Origin of the sequence: Streptomyces sp. NPDC101152, from assembly GCF_044768275.1 — a bacterium.
GTDB lineage: Bacteria > Actinomycetota > Actinomycetes > Streptomycetales > Streptomycetaceae > Streptomyces.
Map to the genome: position 1 here is coordinate 173,840 of NZ_JBIWPO010000007.1, position 16,081 is coordinate 189,920.

Here is a 16,081-nt window from a genome sequence, read left to right on the forward strand (position 1 = left end):
CAGGCATGAGCACAGCAAGGCGGGCCGCGCGGCAGCGCAGGCGCAGACACAGGTTGATCGTCGGCACCACGGTGGCGCTGGCCGCGGTGGGCGTTCTCGCCTCCCTGATCCTGGTCCTGCTCCCCGACCACCGCACCGACGCGGCGTCCGTCGAGGTCGCAGCCGGCCACAAGGCGGCGGCCACGCCCACGACGGACACCCCGACTCCGACCGTCACCCGCACCCCGTCGGGCACCGCGCGCCCGACGGGCAGCCCGAGCGTCACGTCCGGTACGACCTCCGCGGCGGCGCGGCCGTCGGCCACCGACGCCGGGCGGACCACGTCGACCTCGGTGGTACCGGCAGGACGGATCCGGCCCGGCACCACCTACCAGGGAGTCGCCACCGAGTACCAGGCCGGGGACGGCGACGGCGCCTGTCTGTTCGGCCCGAGCGACGACATGATGATCGCGGCGATGAACACCACCGACTACCAGACGTCCGCCGCCTGCGGGGCGTCCGTCTTGGTCCGCGCCGCGAACGGCGCCTCGGTCACCGTGCGGATCACCAACGAGTGCCCGCTGCCCTGCGCACCCGGGCAACTCGACCTCAGCCAGCAGGCCTTCGCCAAAATCGCCGACCCCAAGGCCGGCCGCATCCCCATCACCTGGAGCCTGGTCAGCCCCGCCACCTCCGAGACGATCTCCATCCGGTACAAGACCGGGTCGAGCCAGTACTGGTGCGCGATCCAGGTGATCGGCCACCGCAATCCGGTCGCCCGGCTGGAGGTCCGCGCCGGGGGCGGCTGGCGGCAACTGCCCCGGACGGGCTACGACTACTTCCTCTCGTCCGACGGCACCGGCTGCGGCGGCGCGATCCGGATCACCGACCTCTACGGGGAACAACTGACGGTCGGCGCGCTCCCCGTACGGCCGAACGTCGCGCAGCCGACCCGACTCCAGTTCGCCCGGCACTGAGGCGATGGCCGCGGAGGGCGGGCCCGGGGCATCCACGCGGTGGATGCCCCGGATAGGGGATTCGGATCGCTCAGGGTCTGGTAGTGGGGCCGTGCACGGCACATAGTCGTGCCGACCCGCACGCCGCTGTCGGACCGGCGGCCGGCGTGGGGCACATCCCCGCATGCCGTGCGCTGTCGGCGCCCCCCACAGGCATGTCCGCTTCCGTACACGTCCCCTGGAGTCGCCATGCCCGGTTCCACCCAGCCGACCGCCCGCGCGGTCGACGACGTCGCCTCGTCACCCGTCGCCGTCTCCGGCCCGGCCCATCTGCTGCGCCTGACCCTGCTGATGGCGGGCAGCTGCATGCCGATCCTCGGGGCGGTGCTGATCGCCCCGGTGCTGCCGAAGATGCAGCACTACTTCCAGTCGACGGCCGGGGCCAAGGCGCTGGTTCCCCTCGCGCTGACCGCCCCGGCACTCGCGCTGGCGCTGCTCGCGCCGTTCGCCGGCGTGATCGTCGACCGGCTGGGCCGCAAGCGCCTGCTGGTCGTGGCGACCGTCCTGTACGCCGTGTTCGGCACCGCCCCGCTCTACCTGGCCTCCCTCGGCGCCATCATCGCCAGCCGGGCGCTCGTCGGCGTCGCCGAGGCCGCGATCATGACGTGCTGCACCACACTGATCGGGGACTACTACTCCGGGCACCAGCGGGTGAAGTACCTCGCCCTGCAGACCATGTGCGCCTCGGCGTCGGCCACCGCCTTCTTCGTGATCGGCGGGGCCGTCGGCTCGGCGGGCTGGCGGGCGCCCTTCTGGGTGTACGCGGTGAGCCTGGTGTTCGCCCCGCTGATGGCGACGGCCCTGCCCAACCCGGCGGCCCGCGCCACCGTCGCCGAGTCCCCGGCCGAGCCTGTGGCCCAGGCCCGCCGCGTCTTCCCGTGGCGGCAACTGCGGGGCATCTGCGCCGTCACCTTCTTCGGGGCGATGGTCTTCTACACCGTCCCGGTCGAGATGTCGTACCTGCTGGACGATCTCGGGGTGAAGAACTCCGGTGTGATCGGCCTGGCCACCGCGGTCTCCAGCGCCGCCACCGTGGGCGGGGCCGTCACCTTCGCCCGGCTCAAGCGCTCGCCGGACGCGATGCTGCCCGCGGTCCTCGCGCTGTGTGCGGCCGGCTTCGGGGTGATGTTCCTGGCGGGCAACGCCCCGCTGCTGGTCGTCGGCGCGGTGGTCAACTGCCTGGGCACGGGCATGCTGCTGCCCGCGCTCCTCACGAGCGCCATGTCCCGTCTGGCGTTCGAGGACCGCGGCCGGGGCACCGGACTGTGGACGGCGGCCTTCTTCGGCGGCGAGTTCGTCTGCCCGCTCGTCCTGCTGGCCGTGGAGTCCGTGGTCGGCAGCCTCGCCGGTGCGGTGGCCGTGCTGGGACTGGCCGCCGCCCTCCTCGCGGCAGGTCTGCTCACGGCCCGCCGGCGTGTCGCGGCCGTTGACACGGTGCCGTCGTCCTGACGCGGTTACGGGGCCACCGCGGACGGACGCGTCAGAGCGACGCGTCCTCACGCCCCGCGTGGCCGTTGGCCTCGCCGTTGCCCGTCAACGTCGCCCCCACCTCCGCCGCCTTCTGCCGCAGCCAGATGTGGGCCGCGTCCTGGGCGTGCACCGGGTGCCACCACATCGCCTCCCGCACCGGTACGGCTTCGAACGGGCAGGGGAGCACGCGGACCGCGGCGGAGCGGACCGCCTTGCGGGCCAGGCGTTCCTGGATCATCGCGATCCGCTGGGTGCCCTCGACCATGTGGGGCAGCAGTTGGAAGGTCTGCACCGAGACCTCGACCCGGGGGCTGATGCCTATCATGCTGAGCTGACGGGCGGCCGGCGCGTCGTAGGGGCGCTGGTAGACGGCCCAGGGCAGACGGGCCAGGTGGTCGAGGGTGATTGCGTCGCCCACCTCCGGGTGGTCGTCGGCGACCAGGCACAGCCAGCGGTCGCTGAAGAGGTCGACGGCGGGCAGGCCGTCGATGACGCCGTGCGGCATCAGCAGGCCGTCGACGGTGCTCAGCACGGTCGCGGTGTTCTCCACGACGGAGGGCGCGGGGTGCTGGAAGGTGAGCCGGATCCCGGGCGCCTCCTGGTGCAGGGCGCGGGCGAGCGCGGCCCCGAACACGGCCGCGCCGTAGTCGGAGGCGAGCAGGGTGAAGTCGCGGGTCTCGGCCGCCGGATCGAAGTCCGCCTGGCTGGCGAAGACCCGCTCCAGCAGATCGCACGCGGTCGCACTGCGGTCCCGCAGGGCGGTGCCGAGCGGGGTCAGCTCGTAGGAGTTCCCGGACCGGGCGAGCAATTCGTCGTCGAAATGGCGCCGCAGCCGGGACAGCGCCGCGCTCATGGCGGGCTGGCTGAGCCCGACGCGCTCGCCGGCCCGGGTGACGTTGCGTTCCTCCAGCAGCGCGCGGAGGGCGACGACCAGGTTGAGGTCGAGTCGGGACAGGTTCACCGGGCACCGCCTGGGAGAGAAGAATATTCGCCGCGTGGATGCTCGTCATCCACGGGATTCATTTCCGCGATCTGCGGATCCAGGTCAGAGTAGACCGCAACCCAGCGGGAGGAAATCTCATGGCAACACTCGCGCAATCCGCCGGTCCCTTCGCCCTCGGCACGCTCTCCACCCAGGACGGGAACCCGTTCCCCGCCCTGGTGGTCCGGGACCGGGTGCTGGACCTGAGCCAGGCCCTGGCCTGGGCGCCGGCCGATGTGCGGTCCGTGCTGGAACGGTGGGAGGAGGCTCTCCCCGTTCTGCACACCCTCGCGGGCGAGGACACCCTGGCGTGGCGGCCCCTCGACGGTCTCCGGGTGCACGCCCCCGTCGAGCCCCGCCAGATCTTCCAGTCCGGCGCGAACTACCGGCAGCACGTGATCGACCTGGAGGTCGCCCACCGCTCGCCCGACGACCCGCGCACGGTCGAGGAGGCGCGCGCGGAGATCGCGGCGGTGATGGACCGCCGGGCGGCGGAGGACCTGCCGTACGTCTTCATCGGCCTGCCGAGCACGATCGCGGGCCCGTACGACGATGTCGTCCTCCCCGCCTGGGCCGAGCAGCCCGACTGGGAGCTGGAGCTCGCGGCCGTCATCGCCAGGCCCGCCTACCGGGTGCCGGTCGAGGAGGCCCTCGAGTACGTCGCCGGGTACACGATCGCCAACGACCTCACCGACCGGGCCACCGTCTTCCGCCGGGACATGAAGGCCATCGGCACGGACTGGCTGCGCAGCAAGAACGCGCCCGGCTTCACGCCGCTCGGCCCGTGGATCGTCCCCGCCGGATCGATCGCGGACCCGGGCGATCTGCGGGTGACGCTGAAGCTGAACGGCGACATCATGCAGGACGAGTCGACCAAGGACATGCTCTTCGGCGTCGCCCGCCTGGTGTCGTACATCTCCCGGACCTCCCGGCTGCTGCCCGGGGACCTGGTGCTGACCGGCAGCCCGGCCGGAAACGGGATCCACTGGGGACGGTTGCTGCGCGACGGCGACGTCATGGAGGGCTCGATCACGGGGCTGGGCGTCCAGCGCACCCGCTGTGTCGCAGAGGAGGCCGGAACATGATCGACCGTGCCGATCCCGAGGGCGCGATCGCCGAGGCCGCCAAGTCGTACTCGAACTGGGGCCGTTGGGGGGAGGACGACGTGCTCGGCACGCTCAACTTCCTCGACGAGGCCAAGCGGCGCGAGGGTGCCGCCCTCGTCCGGCGCGGAGTGAGCTTCTCCCTGTCCCAGCGGTTCGACATGAACGGCCCGCAGAAGGGCTGGCGCCGGCGCACCAACCCCGTGCACACCATGCTCGACACCGGCACCGACGCGGCCCTCGGCAGCCAGGGCTTCCCGCACGGTATCGGCGGCGCCGACGACGTGATCGCGATGCCGCTGCAGTGCTCCACCCAGTGGGACGGGCTCGGGCACATCTTCGACCACGGCAAGGCCTGGAACGGCCGGCCTGCCGAAAAGGTCGTCACCTCCGACGGCGACCTCGTCACCGGCATCGAGCACATGGCCCCCTACGTCGCCGGGCGCGGCGTGCTGCTGGACGTGGGCCGGGCAGTCGGTGACAGCGGTGAGTTGCCCGACGCCTTCGCCATCACCGAGGAGCACCTGACCGCGACCGCCGAAGCCCACGGCGTGAGCGTCGGACGCGGCGACATCGTCCTCGTACGGACCGGTCAGCTGGCCCGCGCCAGACGCGACGGCTGGGGCGACTACGCCGGCGGCCCCGCACCCGGACTGTCCTTCACCTCCGCCGGCTGGCTGCACCGTACGGAGATCGCCGCGATCGCCACCGACACCTGGGGCTTCGAGGTACGGCCCAACGAGTTCGACCACGCCTTCCAGCCCCTGCACCAGGTCGTCATCCCGAACCTGGGTCTGCTGGTCGGCGAGATGTGGGACCTCGACGACCTCGCCGCCGACTGCGCGGACGACGGCGTGTACGAGTTCTGGCTCACCGCCGCGCCCCTGCCCATCACGGGCGCCGTCGGCTCACCTGTCAACCCCGTCGCCGTCAAGTAGCCGCCCGCACACCGGCCGGATGCGTCCTCCCCGGACAGCAGCGACGCATCCGGTCACCAACCGCTCCACCCGCCGACGGGTGACGCACACAGCCCCCTGGCCCGCCCCTTCGGCGGACGAGCCGCACCCCCGCCGCCCGAAGCCGCGCGGCCCAACCTCGGGAGGATCCCGACATGGCACAAAACCCCCATCGCAGAGTCCTCGTCATCGGCGGTGGCGCCTCAGGCAACGCCGTGACCATTCTGCTGCGCCGCGCCGGCATCACCGTCGACCTCGTCGAGGCCAAGCCCGACTGGAACGCCACCACCGGGTCCGGCATCACCCTCCAGGGCAACGCGCTGCGCGTGCTGCGCGAACTGGGGGTCTGGGACCGGGTGAGCGCCTCCGGGTTCCCCTTCGTCACCCTGGGCATCACCACGCCCGACGGAACGGTGGTGCACGTCGCCGAGGACATCAGGACCGGCGGCGACGACCTGCCCGCCACCCTCGGCATGCAGCGCCCCCAGCTCCAGCAGATCCTCATCGACGCGGTCCGCGCCTCCGGCGCCACGGTCCGCCTCGGCACCATCGCCGAGGCCCTGGAGCAGGACGCCGACGGCGTCTCCGTGCGCTTCAGCGACGGCACCGAGGGCCGTTACGACCTGGTGATCGGCGCCGACGGCCTGAACTCCGCCACCCGCGCCGCCGTCGGCATCACCGACAAACCCGAGCCGACCGGCATGGCCATCTGGCGCATCGCGACCCCGCGCCCCGAGGGCCTCGAACGCAGCGACCTCGCCTACGGAGGCCCTGCCTACATCGCCGGCTACACGCCCACCAGCGAGAACACCATCTACGCCTTCGTCGTCGAAGCGTGCCGCGACCGCGCCTCCATCGACCCGGACACCTACGCCGACGAGATGCGCCGCCTGGCGCAGGCCTACGGAGGCGCTTGGCCGGAGATCACGAAACACATCACGGACCCGAAGAAGGTCAACTACACCTGGTTCGACCGGCTGCTGGTGGAGGGATCCTGGCACCGCGGCCGGGTCGTGCTGATCGGCGACGCCGCCCACTGCTGTCCGCCCACCATGGCCCAGGGAGCCGCGATGTCCCTGGAGGACGCCCTGGTGCTCGCCGAGCTGCTGACCGGCGGAGGGGACTGGGACGACGAACTGCTCCAGAGTTACTACGAACGGCGCATTCCCCGGGTGCGGAGAGTCGTCGAGGCATCCGTCCTGCTCGGTCAGTGGCAGCTGGACGGTGTGCGCGACGCCGACATGCCCGGGCTGATCGGCCGTACGCTGCACTCCCTGAAGGAACTGCCGTGACGACACCCACCGTGGACGTGCACGCGCACGTCCTGCTGCCCGAGGTCGACGCCCTGGTGGCGGACCTGCCAGGACTGGCCGAGGCCCGCGCCCTCGACGCCCGCCGCAACGGCCCCGACGCCCTCGCCGTCAGCGGCCCCATGGTCCGCGAGCGCGCCCCGAGGATGATCGACGTCACCGCGCGACTGGCCGCCATGGACGCACAGGGCGTGGACGTGCAGTTGGTCAGTCCGTCCCCTTCGCACTACCACTACTGGACGGACGAGGAGACGGCCGAGAAGGTCCACCGTCTCGCCAACGAGGCGACGGCCGCCCACTGCGCCCAGGCTCCCACGCGACTGCACGGCCTCGGCCTCGTCCCCCTGCAGCACCCCGAACTGGCCGTGCTCGCCCTCGAACACGCCCTGGAACAAGGCCTGTCGGGCGTCGAGATCTCCAGTCACGCCCCTGGCCGCGAGCTGTCCGACCCGGCGTACGAACCCCTCTGGACCCGTGCCGAGGAGACGGGCGCCGTCCTCTTCCTGCACCCCTTCGGCTGCACGCTCGACGAGCGCCTGGACCGCTGGTACCTGTCCAACGTCGTGGGCCAGCCGGTGGAGAACGCGGTCGCGCTGTCGCACCTGATCTTCTCCGGCGTCCTTGACCGGCACCCGGGGCTGAAGCTGATCGCCGCCCATGGCGGCGGCTACCTGCCCACCCACATCGGCCGCTCCGACCACGCCTGGTCGGCCCGCTCCGACGCGGGCGCCGGCTGCGCCCACCTGCCCAGCAGCTACCTCAGGCGCCTGTACTTCGACTCCCTGGTCCACGACCCGCATGTCCTGCGGGAGCTCGTCCGGGTGGCGGGCGCGGACCGGGTGCTGCTCGGCTCCGACCACGCCTTCGACATGGGCACCGAGGACCCGGTCACCGCCCTGCGCGCCGCCCGGCTGCCCGACCCCGACTTCCACGCCGTACGCGGCGGAAACGCCGCCGCGCTTCTCGACCTCTCCTGAGGAGGACCCCCCACATGTCCAACCGTCTGCTCACGCACCTGCGGCACGTCGACCTCGCCGTGCCCGACTACGACAAGCAGCTCGACTTCTACTCCGGGGTCTGGGGCCTGACCAAGGTCGCCGAGGACTCCGGCATCTCCTTCCTCGCCGCCGAGGGCAGCCCCGAGCAGTACGTCGTCCGGCTGCGCAAGTCCGACGAGAAGCGCCTCGACCTGGTCTCCTACGGCGCCGCGAGCGCGGCCGACGTGGACACGCTGGCCGAGCAGCTCCTCGCGGGCGGAGTGCAGTTGATCTCGCAGCCGGGCAAGGTCGACACCCCCGGAGGCGGCTACGGCTTCCGCTTCTTCGACGTCGACGGCCGCACCATCGAGGTTTCCGCGGACGTCGAGGTACGGCAGCACCGCAAGATCGAGGCGAAGGAGTCGATCCCGGTCAAGCTGTCGCACGTCGTCCTCAACTCACCGGACCTGGACAGGACCAGGGCCTGGTACGAGGAGCACCTCGGCTTCCGGCTCTCCGACACCCTCAGCTCGCCGCACATGGGCGAGGTCATGCACTTCATGCGGATCAGCAACCAGCACCACTCCATGGCCATCTCCAGGGGCCCGCACACCTCGCTCCACCACATCTCCTTCGAGATGCGCGGCATCGACGAGTACATGCGCGGCTCCGGCCGGGTGATCCGCGCCGGCTTCAAGAAGGTCTGGGGGCCCGGCCGCCACATGGCGGGCGACAACACCTTCACCTACTTCCTCGACCCGCACGGCAACACCGTCGAGTACACGACGGAACTGGAGCTGCTGGACGAGGACACCTGGCACCCGCACGTCTACGACTTCTCCCAGCCCGAGGTCACCGACCAGTGGGGCACCGCCAACCCCATGAACGAACTGGTGGCCAAGGAGTCCTTCAACGACGTCGACCGCGGCGTGTTCGTCGCCCCGCCGGTCTGACCGGCGCGGTTCCCGGTCCCCGGGGGCGCGGTTGCCCTGTCAACTGCCCTGACTCCCCGCCGCGCCCCCGGCCCCCATGCCCACCCCGCACGCCGACAGCCGACAGGAAACCGCCATGCGTTTCGCCGCGTACGAGTACCGAGACCGACGCCACGTGGCCGTCGTGGAAGAGGACGGCACGCTCTACCCTCTCCCCGGAGTCGGCTCCCTGACCGGCCTGCTCGCCCACGGCGGTGGCCTGCCCGAACTGCTGGACGCGGGCTCCACCACCGTGGACGTCCCGCCCGGCCCCCATGTCTCCGAGGTACGCCTGCTGCCCCCGCTGCAGCCGCCCACCGTAAGGGACTTCGTCACCTTCGAGGAGCACGTCGAGGGCGTACGGCGTTCGGTGGACGGGGCGACCGGGGTCCCCGAGCAGTGGTACGCGGCCCCCACCTTCTACTTCACCAACCCCTACGCGGTGTACGGCCCGCACGACGACATCCCCGTACCGCCCGGCTCGACCGTGCTCGACTTCGAACTCGAAGTCGCCGCCGTCATCGGCACCGAGGGCCGCGACCTCACCCCGGAGCAGGCTCGCGACCACATCATCGGCTACACCGTCTTCAACGACTGGTCGGCCCGCGACCTCCAGGCCGCCGAGATGAGGGTGGGCCTCGGCCCCTGCAAGGGCAAGGACACCGCCACCACCCTGGGCCCCTACCTGGTCACCGCCGACGAACTGGAGAAGTACCGCGACGAGGACGGCTTCCTGCGCCTGGCACTCACCGCCTCGGTCAACGGCGAGGTCGTCGGCGAGGACCTCCTGTCCAACATGAGCTGGACCTTCGAGGAGATGGTCGCCTACGCCTCCCGCGGCACCTGGGTCCGCCCCGGCGACATCCTCGGCTCCGGCACCTGCGGCAACGGCGGCTGCCTCGCCGAGCTGTGGGGCGTACGCGGCCGACAGGACCCGCCCCCTCTGAAACCCGGCGACACGGTCACCCTCACCGTCGAGGGCGTCGGCAGCGTCTCCAACACGGTCGTCGCCGGTACGACTCCGGTACCGCTGCCGACCGGCCGGCGCCGCACCCGGGAGCGGCCGTGACCGACCTCCACCCCAAGAGGCTCCTCGGCAAGGTCGTCGTGGTCACCGGCGCGGCCCGCGGCCAGGGCGCAGCCGAGGCCGCGGCACTGACCCGGGAGGGCGCCCGGGTCATCGCCACCGACGTGACCGAGACACCGGGCTGCCGCCGCCTCGACGTCACCAGCGAGAAGGACTGGGCCGAACTCGCCGCCGAACTGGCGGAGGCGTACGGCCAGGTCCACGGCCTGGTCAACAACGCCGGTATCACCTGGCGCGCCCGCCTCGACGCCGTACGCCCCGAGGACATGGCCCGCGTCCACGCGGTCAACGTCACCGGGCCACTGCTGGGCATCCAGCACCTGGCACCGCTGATGCGCCCCGGTGCGTCGATCGTGAATGTCGGCTCCTCGGCGGCGCTCACCGCCCACTACCCGGTCGCCTACACCGCCAGCAAGTGGGCACTGCGCGGCCTGTCGGCCACCGCCGCCATGGAACTGGGGCCGCGCGGCATCCGAGTGAACACCGTCCACCCCGGTTACATCGAGACGGAGATGACCGCCTCCGCCGCGCCCGCGTTCCGCGAGGCCAACCTCGCGGGCACACCCCTCGGCCGCACCGGAACCGTCGACGACATCACCCCGCTCGTCACCTTCCTCCTCTCCGACGAGTCGTCCTTCGTCACCGGAGCCGAGATCCCGGTCGACGGCGGCCTCACCGCCCACGGCGGCGCCAAGCCCATCTCGGACGCCGTACGGAACTAGAAACAGCAGAAAGGCCCACTCACCCCATGGACAAGGTCTGTTCGAGCGCCGCGGAGGCGGTGGCCGACATTCCCGACGGGGCGTCCCTCGCTGTCGGCGGGTTCGGCCTCAGCGGTATCCCCGAGGTGCTCATCCATGCCCTCCACGCACAGGGCGCCACCGGCCTGGAGGTCGTGTCGAACAACTGCGGCGTGGACGGGCGCGGACTGGGCGTCCTGCTGGGCGACGGCCGGATCGCCCGCGTCACGGGCAGCTACGTGGGTGAGAACAAGGAGTTCGCCCGGCAGTACCTCTCGGGCGAACTGGAGGTGGAGCTGGTGCCCCAGGGCACCCTCGCCGAACGGCTGCGCGCCGGGGGAGCGGGCATCCCCGCCTTCTACACCCCCGCGGGCGTGGGCACCCAGGTCGCCCACGGCGGCCTGCCCTGGCGCCACGCGGCCGACGGCACGGTCACCGTCGCCTCCCCGGCGAAGGAGACACGCACCTTCGCCGACCGCCCGTACGTCCTGGAGCACGCCATCACCACCGACTTCGCCCTCGTACGGGCCTGGCGCGGCGACCGGCACGGCAACCTGGTCTTCCGCAGGGCCGCCGCCAACTTCAACCCCCTCGCGGCCATGGCCGGCCGCGTCACCCTCGCGGAGGTCGAAGAACTCGTCGAGCCGGGGGAGTTGAGCCCCGACGCGGTCCACCTGCCGGGCGTCTTCGTCCAGCGGATCGTCGAACTGACCCCCGCCGAGGCGGCCGACAAGCACATAGAGAAGAGGACCGTCCGCGCATGAGCGTCCCCGTCCGTACCGCGCCCGGCTGGGCCCGCGACCAGATGGCCGCGCGCGCCGCCGCCGAACTCGCCGACGGCTCCTACGCCAACCTCGGCATCGGCCTGCCCACCCTCATCCCGGGCCACCTCCCGCCCGGCGTCCACGTCGTCCTGCACTCCGAGAACGGCATCCTCGGCACCGGCCCCTACCCCACCGAGGACGAGGTGGACCCCGACCTGATCAACGCGGGCAAGGAGACCGTCACCGTCCTGCCCGGCGCGAGCTTCTTCGACTCGGCGCTGTCCTTCGGCATGATCCGCGGCGGGCACATCGACACCGCGGTGCTGGGCGCCATGCAGGTCTCCGCCGCCGGCGACCTGGCCAACTGGATGATCCCCGGCAAGATGGTCAAGGGCATGGGCGGTGCCATGGACCTCGTCCACGGCGCCCGCCGCGTCATCGTCCTGATGGAACACACCGCCAAGGACGGCACCCCCAAGATCCTCACCGAATGCACCCTGCCCCTCACCGGCGAGCGCTGCGTCCACCGGATCATCACCGACCTCGGCGTCCTCGACGTCACCCCGAACGGCCTCGCGCTCGTCGAGACGGCACCCGGGGTCACCTTCGAGGACATCGCCGCCCGCACCGACGCCCCGGTCCACCGCTGAGGGAGCGTCACACCAGGTCGCGGGCCGCGTGGTGGGTGATCGCGTCTCACAGGAAGGAGCCACGGCCAGCGCAAGGGCACCGCGACGCACCGCTTGCCTACTCGTCGTCCGCTCTGGTCGTGGCCATCTCCACATCGATCACTCCGTCGTCCTGGAAGAGCTCCGAGGCGAGCTGTGCCGGATCCTCGGTGCCCTCCAGGCCCAGGACCACGCGGGCGGCGTCGTCCGTGCGGCCGGGCAGCCGCTCGACCTTGACCTGCACGATGCGGAAGCCTCGCCGGGTGCAGGTCTCCATCAGGCGGGGCAGCAGCGCCGTACCGGTGCGGTACGTCAGCCGGGCCTCCACGGCGGAAGCCGCGGTGCCGGGTATCAGGCGGGCGGACAGCAGCGGATAGCCGCGTACCACGAGGAAGTGCAGCGCGGTGGTGGCCAGCGCGAGGACCGGCAGCCCACCGCCGCAGGCCATGCCGACCGCGCAGGTCAGCCAGACGGTCGCCGCGGTGGTCAGACCCCGTACCGCATCCCGTCGCACGAAGATCAGGCCCCCGCCGATGAACCCGATCCCGGACACGATCTGGGCGGCGACCCGGGAGGGGTCGAAGGAGACGTTCTCCAGCCCCAGGACGCCGGTGAAGCCGTGCTGGGAGACCTCCATCATCAGCGCGCTCGCGATCCCCACCAGGGTGTGGGTGCGCAGCCCCGCGCTCTTCTGCTGAGCCGCCCGCTCCCACCCGATGAGGCTCGACAGCAGCAGCGCCAGCCCCAACTCGCCCAGCTGCCTCAGCCCCTGCCCGTTGTGGACGTCCCACAACGGCGCCGCCAGCCCCGTCATGCGCACCTTCCCGTCACTCGCGTACCGGCATGCGTTGTCGCCTACCCAGCAAGGACGACCCTCTTGTCCAGGCCGAGCAGGACTTTCAGTTCCTGGCAGGACTTCGAGCGATACGTCGCCGACCTGTGCCGACGGGACGGCTGTACGAAGGTCGTCGTCAGCGGCAGGAGCGGCGACCTGGGCGCCGACCGTGGTCGGCTACCTCTTCGACGGCCGCAAACTTGTCGTCCAGTGCAAGAAATACGCGCCGGACCGCAACGTGTCCTCGCAGGACATGCAGAAGTTCGTCGGCACCGCTCGGCTCGAACACGGGGCGGACGTCGCCCTGTTCGTCACCACGGGCCGCACCTTCACCAGGGAGGCCCTCGGGCTGGCGGCGCGTCATGACATCGTGGCCATGCACCGGGACCTGCTGGGTTCCTGGGTCAGGGGTGCCCATCTGGAGACCCTGATCCCGCTGAACGGAAGCGGCGGCGGCACACGGACGGCCAAGCCGCAGTCGTCGCACACGTCGCCGCGCACGAGCTCGGCGCGGCTGCCCACGCGATCAAGGTGGCGCACGTCCGGGGCAGGGCGGGGACGGCGCCGCGCTCAGCGGGGGTACAGACCGCCGTCGAGAGTGATCACCTTGTTGGTCAGGTAGCCGTTGGTGACCATCGACGTGGCCATGGCGGCGACCTCGTCGGGCGTGCCGAGTCGTCCGACCGGGATGGGCGCGGGGAGTCTCCCGCCCTCGCCGGCGACTGCGGGCAGGATCCGGGTGCCTGCGACGAGCGCGGGCGCGAGGGCGTTGACCGTGACGCCGGCGGCGGCGACACCGGACGCCAGGGAATGGGTGAGCCCGTGCAGGGCCGCCTTGCCGGCGGCGTGGTGCGGGCCGATGACCCCGCCGTTGAGGGCGGCGATGGACGAGATGAAGACCATGCCGGGAAGGGCGGCCTGGACCATGAGGAAGGGGGCGCGGACGTTGACGGCCATGGTGGTGTCCCAGGTGTCGACGTCGACGTCGGTCCAGGCGAGCTGCTTTCCGACGCCGGCTCCCGCGATGAGCAGGTCGACGGGGCCGAGAGCGCGGGAGGTGCGGTCGACAAGCTCGGCGGCGGCTGCCGCCTCGGCCGAGGCCGTCCCCCCGTCCGAGGAGCTGCCCGGCTATTCGGAGCGGCTTTTCGAGTACCACCGAGCCCACCCCGAGGCCCTGCGCCTGGTGATGTGGGAGGCGCTGGAGATCGGTGACGGGCCGGTCCCCGCGGATCAGGAGCGCACCGCGCACTACGGCGACCAGGTGACCGCCGCGCAGGCCGGGGAACCGGACGCCGACGCCCGAACCCGCGTGTTCCTCACCCTCGCCCTGGCCAGCTGGAGCGTCGCGATGCCACAGCTCCGGCGCATGGTGCTGGGCCCCGACTTCGACATGGACCAGCTCAGGCAGGAGATCGCCCGTGCGGTGGCGGCGCTACCCGCGGAGGGTTCGAGCTCCGGCCACTGATGAACACCGTGAACTGGGGCGGGGCTCTTCGACGTCGGCCGGAGCGGCGAGCATCCTCATGAAGGGCTCCATCAGCCGCTCGAACTCGTGCTCGTTGGCGGACCGAGCGGTCGGAGACAAAGGCGCCTGGTGGGCAAAAGCCCAGGTCAGGCGCCTGCTCTTCGGGCGTCTAGAAGAATCCCAGCTTCTTCGGTGAGTAGCTCACCAGCAGATTCTTCGTCTGCTGATAGTGCTCCAGCATCATCTTGTGCGTCTCCCGGCCGATGCCCGACCCCTTGTAGCCGCCGAACGCCGCGTGCGCCGGGTAGGCGTGGTAGCAGTTCGTCCACACACGCCCGGCCTGGATGGCGCGGCCCGCGCGGTAGGACGTGTTGACGTCCCGTGTCCACACGCCGGCCCCGAGGCCGTACAACGTGTCGTTGGCGATCTTGATGGCGTCGTCGAAGTCGTCGAAGGAGGTCACTGAGACGACCGGACCGAAGATCTCCTCCTGGAAGATCCGCATACGGTTGTCGCCCTCGAAGATGGTCGGCTGGACGTAGTAGCCGCCCTTCAACTCGCCGTCGTGCTCGATGCGTTCGCCGCCGGTGAGGACCTTGGCGCCCTCCTGCCGGCCGATGTCCAGGTAGGAGAGGATCTTCTCCAACTGGTCGTTGGAGGCCTGCGCGCCGATCATGGTGTCCGTGTCGAGCGGGTGGCCGGTCCTGATGAGCTCGGTGCGGGCGACGGCCGCCTCCATGAACTCGGCGTAGTGACCCCGTTGGACCAGCGCCCGGGACGGGCAGGTGCACACCTCGCCCTGGTTGAGCGCGAACATCGTGAAGCCCTCGAGCGCCTTGTCCCGGAAGTCGTCGTCCGCCGACCAGACGTCCGCGAAGAAGATGTTCGGCGACTTGCCGCCCAGCTCGAGGGTGACCGGAGTGATGTTCTCCGAGGCGTACTGCATGATCAGCCGGCCGGTCGTGGTCTCACCGGTGAACGCCACCTTCGCCACGCGCGGGCTGGACGCGAGCGGCTTGCCCGCCTCCACGCCGAAGCCGTTGACGATGTTGAGGACACCGGGCGGCAGGAGGTCGGTGACCAGGCTCAGCCAGTAGTGGATGGACGCCGGGGTCTGCTCGGCGGGCTTCAGCACGACCGCGTTGCCGGCGGCCAGCGCCGGAGCCAGCTTCCACGTCGCCATCAGGATCGGGAAGTTCCACGGGATGATCTGCGCGACCACACCGAGCGGCTCATGGAAGTGGTATGCCACCGTGTCGTCGTCGACCTCGCCGAGTGAGCCCTCCTGCGCCCGGATCGCCCCGGCGAAGTAGCGGAAGTGGTCGATGGCGAGCGGGATGTCGGCGGCCAGCGTCTCGCGCACCGGCTTGCCGTTCTCCCAGCTCTCGGCGACCGCGAGCTGCGCGAGGTTGGCCTGCATACGGTCGGCGATCTTCAGCAGGATGTCGGAGCGCTCGGTCACCGACGTACGCCCCCAGGTCGCGGCGGCCGCGTGCGCCGCGTCGAGCGCCCGCTCCACGTCCTCCGCCGTGCCCCGGGCGATCTCGGTGAACGGCTGTCCGTTCACCGGCGACGGGTTCTCGAAGTACTGCCCGCGGGCCGGCGGTACGTACTCGCCCCCGATGAAGTGGTCGTAGCGCGCCTGGTAGGAGACGATCGCGCCCTCGGTGCCTGGCGCAGCGTAACGGGTCATGCGGATGGGCCTCCTTCAGAAGCGCTGCCCGCCGTTGGGCAGCTTTCGCGAGGAGGCTAGGGACG

16 protein-coding genes and 1 pseudogene are annotated in these 16,081 nt (G+C 71.3%); 13 read left to right on the plus strand and 4 right to left on the minus strand.

All coding sequences use genetic code 11. The annotated features are described in order from the left end of the window. The first annotated feature begins 5 nt into the window (after positions 1 to 5). Together ACIRVK_RS12280 and ACIRVK_RS12285 are read left to right on the plus strand one after the other, a co-directional pair. Entirely contained in the window at positions 6 to 956 is a 951-nt protein-coding gene (locus tag ACIRVK_RS12280) for an expansin EXLX1 family cellulose-binding protein (protein WP_404245912.1), read from the plus strand. Positions 957 to 1,184: 228 nt separating this feature from the next. Next, positions 1,185 to 2,444, plus strand: a complete 1,260-nt coding sequence (locus ACIRVK_RS12285) for an MFS transporter (RefSeq protein ID WP_404245914.1) — start codon at positions 1,185 to 1,187, stop codon at positions 2,442 to 2,444. A 31-nt stretch (positions 2,445 to 2,475) separates the two neighbouring features. On the opposite strand, the gene ACIRVK_RS12290 is transcribed toward ACIRVK_RS12285, so the two are convergent. Then, positions 2,476 to 3,426 (minus strand): LysR family transcriptional regulator, encoded by a 951-nt coding sequence (locus tag ACIRVK_RS12290; protein ID WP_404245916.1) that lies wholly within the window; start codon positions 3,424 to 3,426, stop codon positions 2,476 to 2,478. 119 nt (positions 3,427 to 3,545) lie between these two features. Between ACIRVK_RS12290 and ACIRVK_RS12295 the strand changes: the two genes are divergently transcribed. The 9 genes from ACIRVK_RS12295 to ACIRVK_RS12335 all read left to right on the plus strand — a co-directional run bounded on the left by ACIRVK_RS12295 (position 3,546) and on the right by ACIRVK_RS12335 (position 12,005). Continuing rightward, the gene (locus ACIRVK_RS12295) at positions 3,546 to 4,532 is read left to right on the plus strand and encodes a fumarylacetoacetate hydrolase family protein (RefSeq protein WP_404245919.1); all 987 of its coding nucleotides are present in this window, start codon (positions 3,546 to 3,548) and stop codon (positions 4,530 to 4,532) included. Next, positions 4,529 to 5,488, plus strand: a complete 960-nt coding sequence (locus ACIRVK_RS12300) for a cyclase family protein (protein WP_404245921.1) — start codon at positions 4,529 to 4,531, stop codon at positions 5,486 to 5,488. The genes ACIRVK_RS12295 and ACIRVK_RS12300 overlap by 4 nt, the downstream gene beginning before the upstream one ends. Before the next feature lie 173 nt (positions 5,489 to 5,661). Next, positions 5,662 to 6,798 (plus strand): FAD-dependent oxidoreductase, encoded by a 1,137-nt coding sequence (locus ACIRVK_RS12305; protein WP_404245922.1) that lies wholly within the window; start codon positions 5,662 to 5,664, stop codon positions 6,796 to 6,798. Continuing rightward, a complete protein-coding gene (locus tag ACIRVK_RS12310; protein ID WP_404245924.1) occupies positions 6,795 to 7,793 on the plus strand; it encodes an amidohydrolase family protein in 999 nt (332 codons plus the stop codon). The genes ACIRVK_RS12305 and ACIRVK_RS12310 overlap by 4 nt, the downstream gene beginning before the upstream one ends. A gap of 14 nt (positions 7,794 to 7,807) precedes the next feature. Further along, complete coding sequence (locus ACIRVK_RS12315; RefSeq protein ID WP_404245926.1) at positions 7,808 to 8,746, plus strand: VOC family protein; 939 nt, start codon at positions 7,808 to 7,810, stop codon at positions 8,744 to 8,746. A gap of 115 nt (positions 8,747 to 8,861) precedes the next feature. Further along, entirely contained in the window at positions 8,862 to 9,833 is a 972-nt protein-coding gene (locus ACIRVK_RS12320; protein WP_404245928.1) for a fumarylacetoacetate hydrolase family protein, read from the plus strand. Then, complete coding sequence (locus tag ACIRVK_RS12325; protein ID WP_404245930.1) at positions 9,830 to 10,573, plus strand: SDR family NAD(P)-dependent oxidoreductase; 744 nt, start codon at positions 9,830 to 9,832, stop codon at positions 10,571 to 10,573. Before ACIRVK_RS12320 ends, ACIRVK_RS12325 begins: the two co-directional genes overlap by 4 nt. Before the next feature lie 26 nt (positions 10,574 to 10,599). Beyond that, positions 10,600 to 11,355: a CoA transferase subunit A gene (locus tag ACIRVK_RS12330; protein WP_404245932.1), complete on the plus strand. Its 756-nt coding sequence runs from the start codon at positions 10,600 to 10,602 to the stop codon at positions 11,353 to 11,355. Beyond that, the gene (locus ACIRVK_RS12335; RefSeq protein ID WP_404245934.1) at positions 11,352 to 12,005 is read left to right on the plus strand and encodes a CoA transferase subunit B; all 654 of its coding nucleotides are present in this window, start codon (positions 11,352 to 11,354) and stop codon (positions 12,003 to 12,005) included. The genes ACIRVK_RS12330 and ACIRVK_RS12335 overlap by 4 nt, the downstream gene beginning before the upstream one ends. Positions 12,006 to 12,102: 97 nt before the next feature. On the opposite strand, the gene ACIRVK_RS12340 is transcribed toward ACIRVK_RS12335, so the two are convergent. Then, complete coding sequence (locus ACIRVK_RS12340; protein ID WP_404245936.1) at positions 12,103 to 12,837, minus strand: MgtC/SapB family protein; 735 nt, start codon at positions 12,835 to 12,837, stop codon at positions 12,103 to 12,105. Positions 12,838 to 12,927: 90 nt separating this feature from the next. Here ACIRVK_RS12340 and ACIRVK_RS12345 point away from each other — a divergent pair. After that, positions 12,928 to 13,480: pseudogene (locus tag ACIRVK_RS12345) on the plus strand (restriction endonuclease); the annotation flags it as partial. On the opposite strand, the gene ACIRVK_RS12350 reads toward ACIRVK_RS12345, so the two are convergent. Next, positions 13,429 to 13,890: an SDR family NAD(P)-dependent oxidoreductase gene (locus ACIRVK_RS12350; protein ID WP_404246144.1), complete on the minus strand. Its 462-nt coding sequence runs from the start codon at positions 13,888 to 13,890 to the stop codon at positions 13,429 to 13,431. The pseudogene ACIRVK_RS12345 and the gene ACIRVK_RS12350 sit on opposite strands and share 52 nt — an antisense overlap. Here ACIRVK_RS12350 and ACIRVK_RS12355 point away from each other — a divergent pair. Beyond that, positions 13,883 to 14,323 carry a TetR/AcrR family transcriptional regulator gene (locus tag ACIRVK_RS12355; protein WP_404245938.1) on the plus strand — a complete coding sequence of 147 codons (441 nt, stop codon included), beginning with the start codon at positions 13,883 to 13,885 and terminating at the stop codon, positions 14,321 to 14,323. The genes ACIRVK_RS12350 and ACIRVK_RS12355 overlap by 8 nt on opposite strands. Before the next feature lie 169 nt (positions 14,324 to 14,492). Here the strand turns inward: ACIRVK_RS12355 and adh are convergent, their stop codons facing one another. Next, positions 14,493 to 16,016, minus strand: coding sequence for an aldehyde dehydrogenase (gene adh, locus ACIRVK_RS12360; protein WP_404245940.1), 1,524 nt, complete (start codon positions 16,014 to 16,016; stop codon positions 14,493 to 14,495). Between the last annotated feature and the right edge of the window lie 65 nt (positions 16,017 to 16,081).

Bases quoted from the DNA above. Each gene is read 5' to 3' on its own strand.
- ACIRVK_RS12295 (WP_404245919.1), top strand. From the start codon at position 3,546: ATGGCAACACTCGCGCAATCCGCCGGTCCCTTCGCCCTCGGCACGCTC.
- ACIRVK_RS12335 (WP_404245934.1), top strand. From the start codon at position 11,352: ATGAGCGTCCCCGTCCGTACCGCGCCCGGCTGGGCCCGCGACCAGATG.
- ACIRVK_RS12315 (WP_404245926.1), top strand. From the start codon at position 7,808: ATGTCCAACCGTCTGCTCACGCACCTGCGGCACGTCGACCTCGCCGTG.
- ACIRVK_RS12340 (WP_404245936.1), bottom strand. From the start codon at position 12,837: ATGACGGGGCTGGCGGCGCCGTTGTGGGACGTCCACAACGGGCAGGGG.
- ACIRVK_RS12305 (WP_404245922.1), top strand. From the start codon at position 5,662: ATGGCACAAAACCCCCATCGCAGAGTCCTCGTCATCGGCGGTGGCGCC.
- ACIRVK_RS12280 (WP_404245912.1), top strand. From the start codon at position 6: ATGAGCACAGCAAGGCGGGCCGCGCGGCAGCGCAGGCGCAGACACAGG.
- ACIRVK_RS12285 (WP_404245914.1), top strand. From the start codon at position 1,185: ATGCCCGGTTCCACCCAGCCGACCGCCCGCGCGGTCGACGACGTCGCC.
- ACIRVK_RS12330 (WP_404245932.1), top strand. From the start codon at position 10,600: ATGGACAAGGTCTGTTCGAGCGCCGCGGAGGCGGTGGCCGACATTCCC.
- adh (WP_404245940.1), bottom strand. From the start codon at position 16,016: ATGACCCGTTACGCTGCGCCAGGCACCGAGGGCGCGATCGTCTCCTAC.
- ACIRVK_RS12320 (WP_404245928.1), top strand. From the start codon at position 8,862: ATGCGTTTCGCCGCGTACGAGTACCGAGACCGACGCCACGTGGCCGTC.
- ACIRVK_RS12355 (WP_404245938.1), top strand. From the start codon at position 13,883: ATGAGCAGGTCGACGGGGCCGAGAGCGCGGGAGGTGCGGTCGACAAGC.
- ACIRVK_RS12300 (WP_404245921.1), top strand. From the start codon at position 4,529: ATGATCGACCGTGCCGATCCCGAGGGCGCGATCGCCGAGGCCGCCAAG.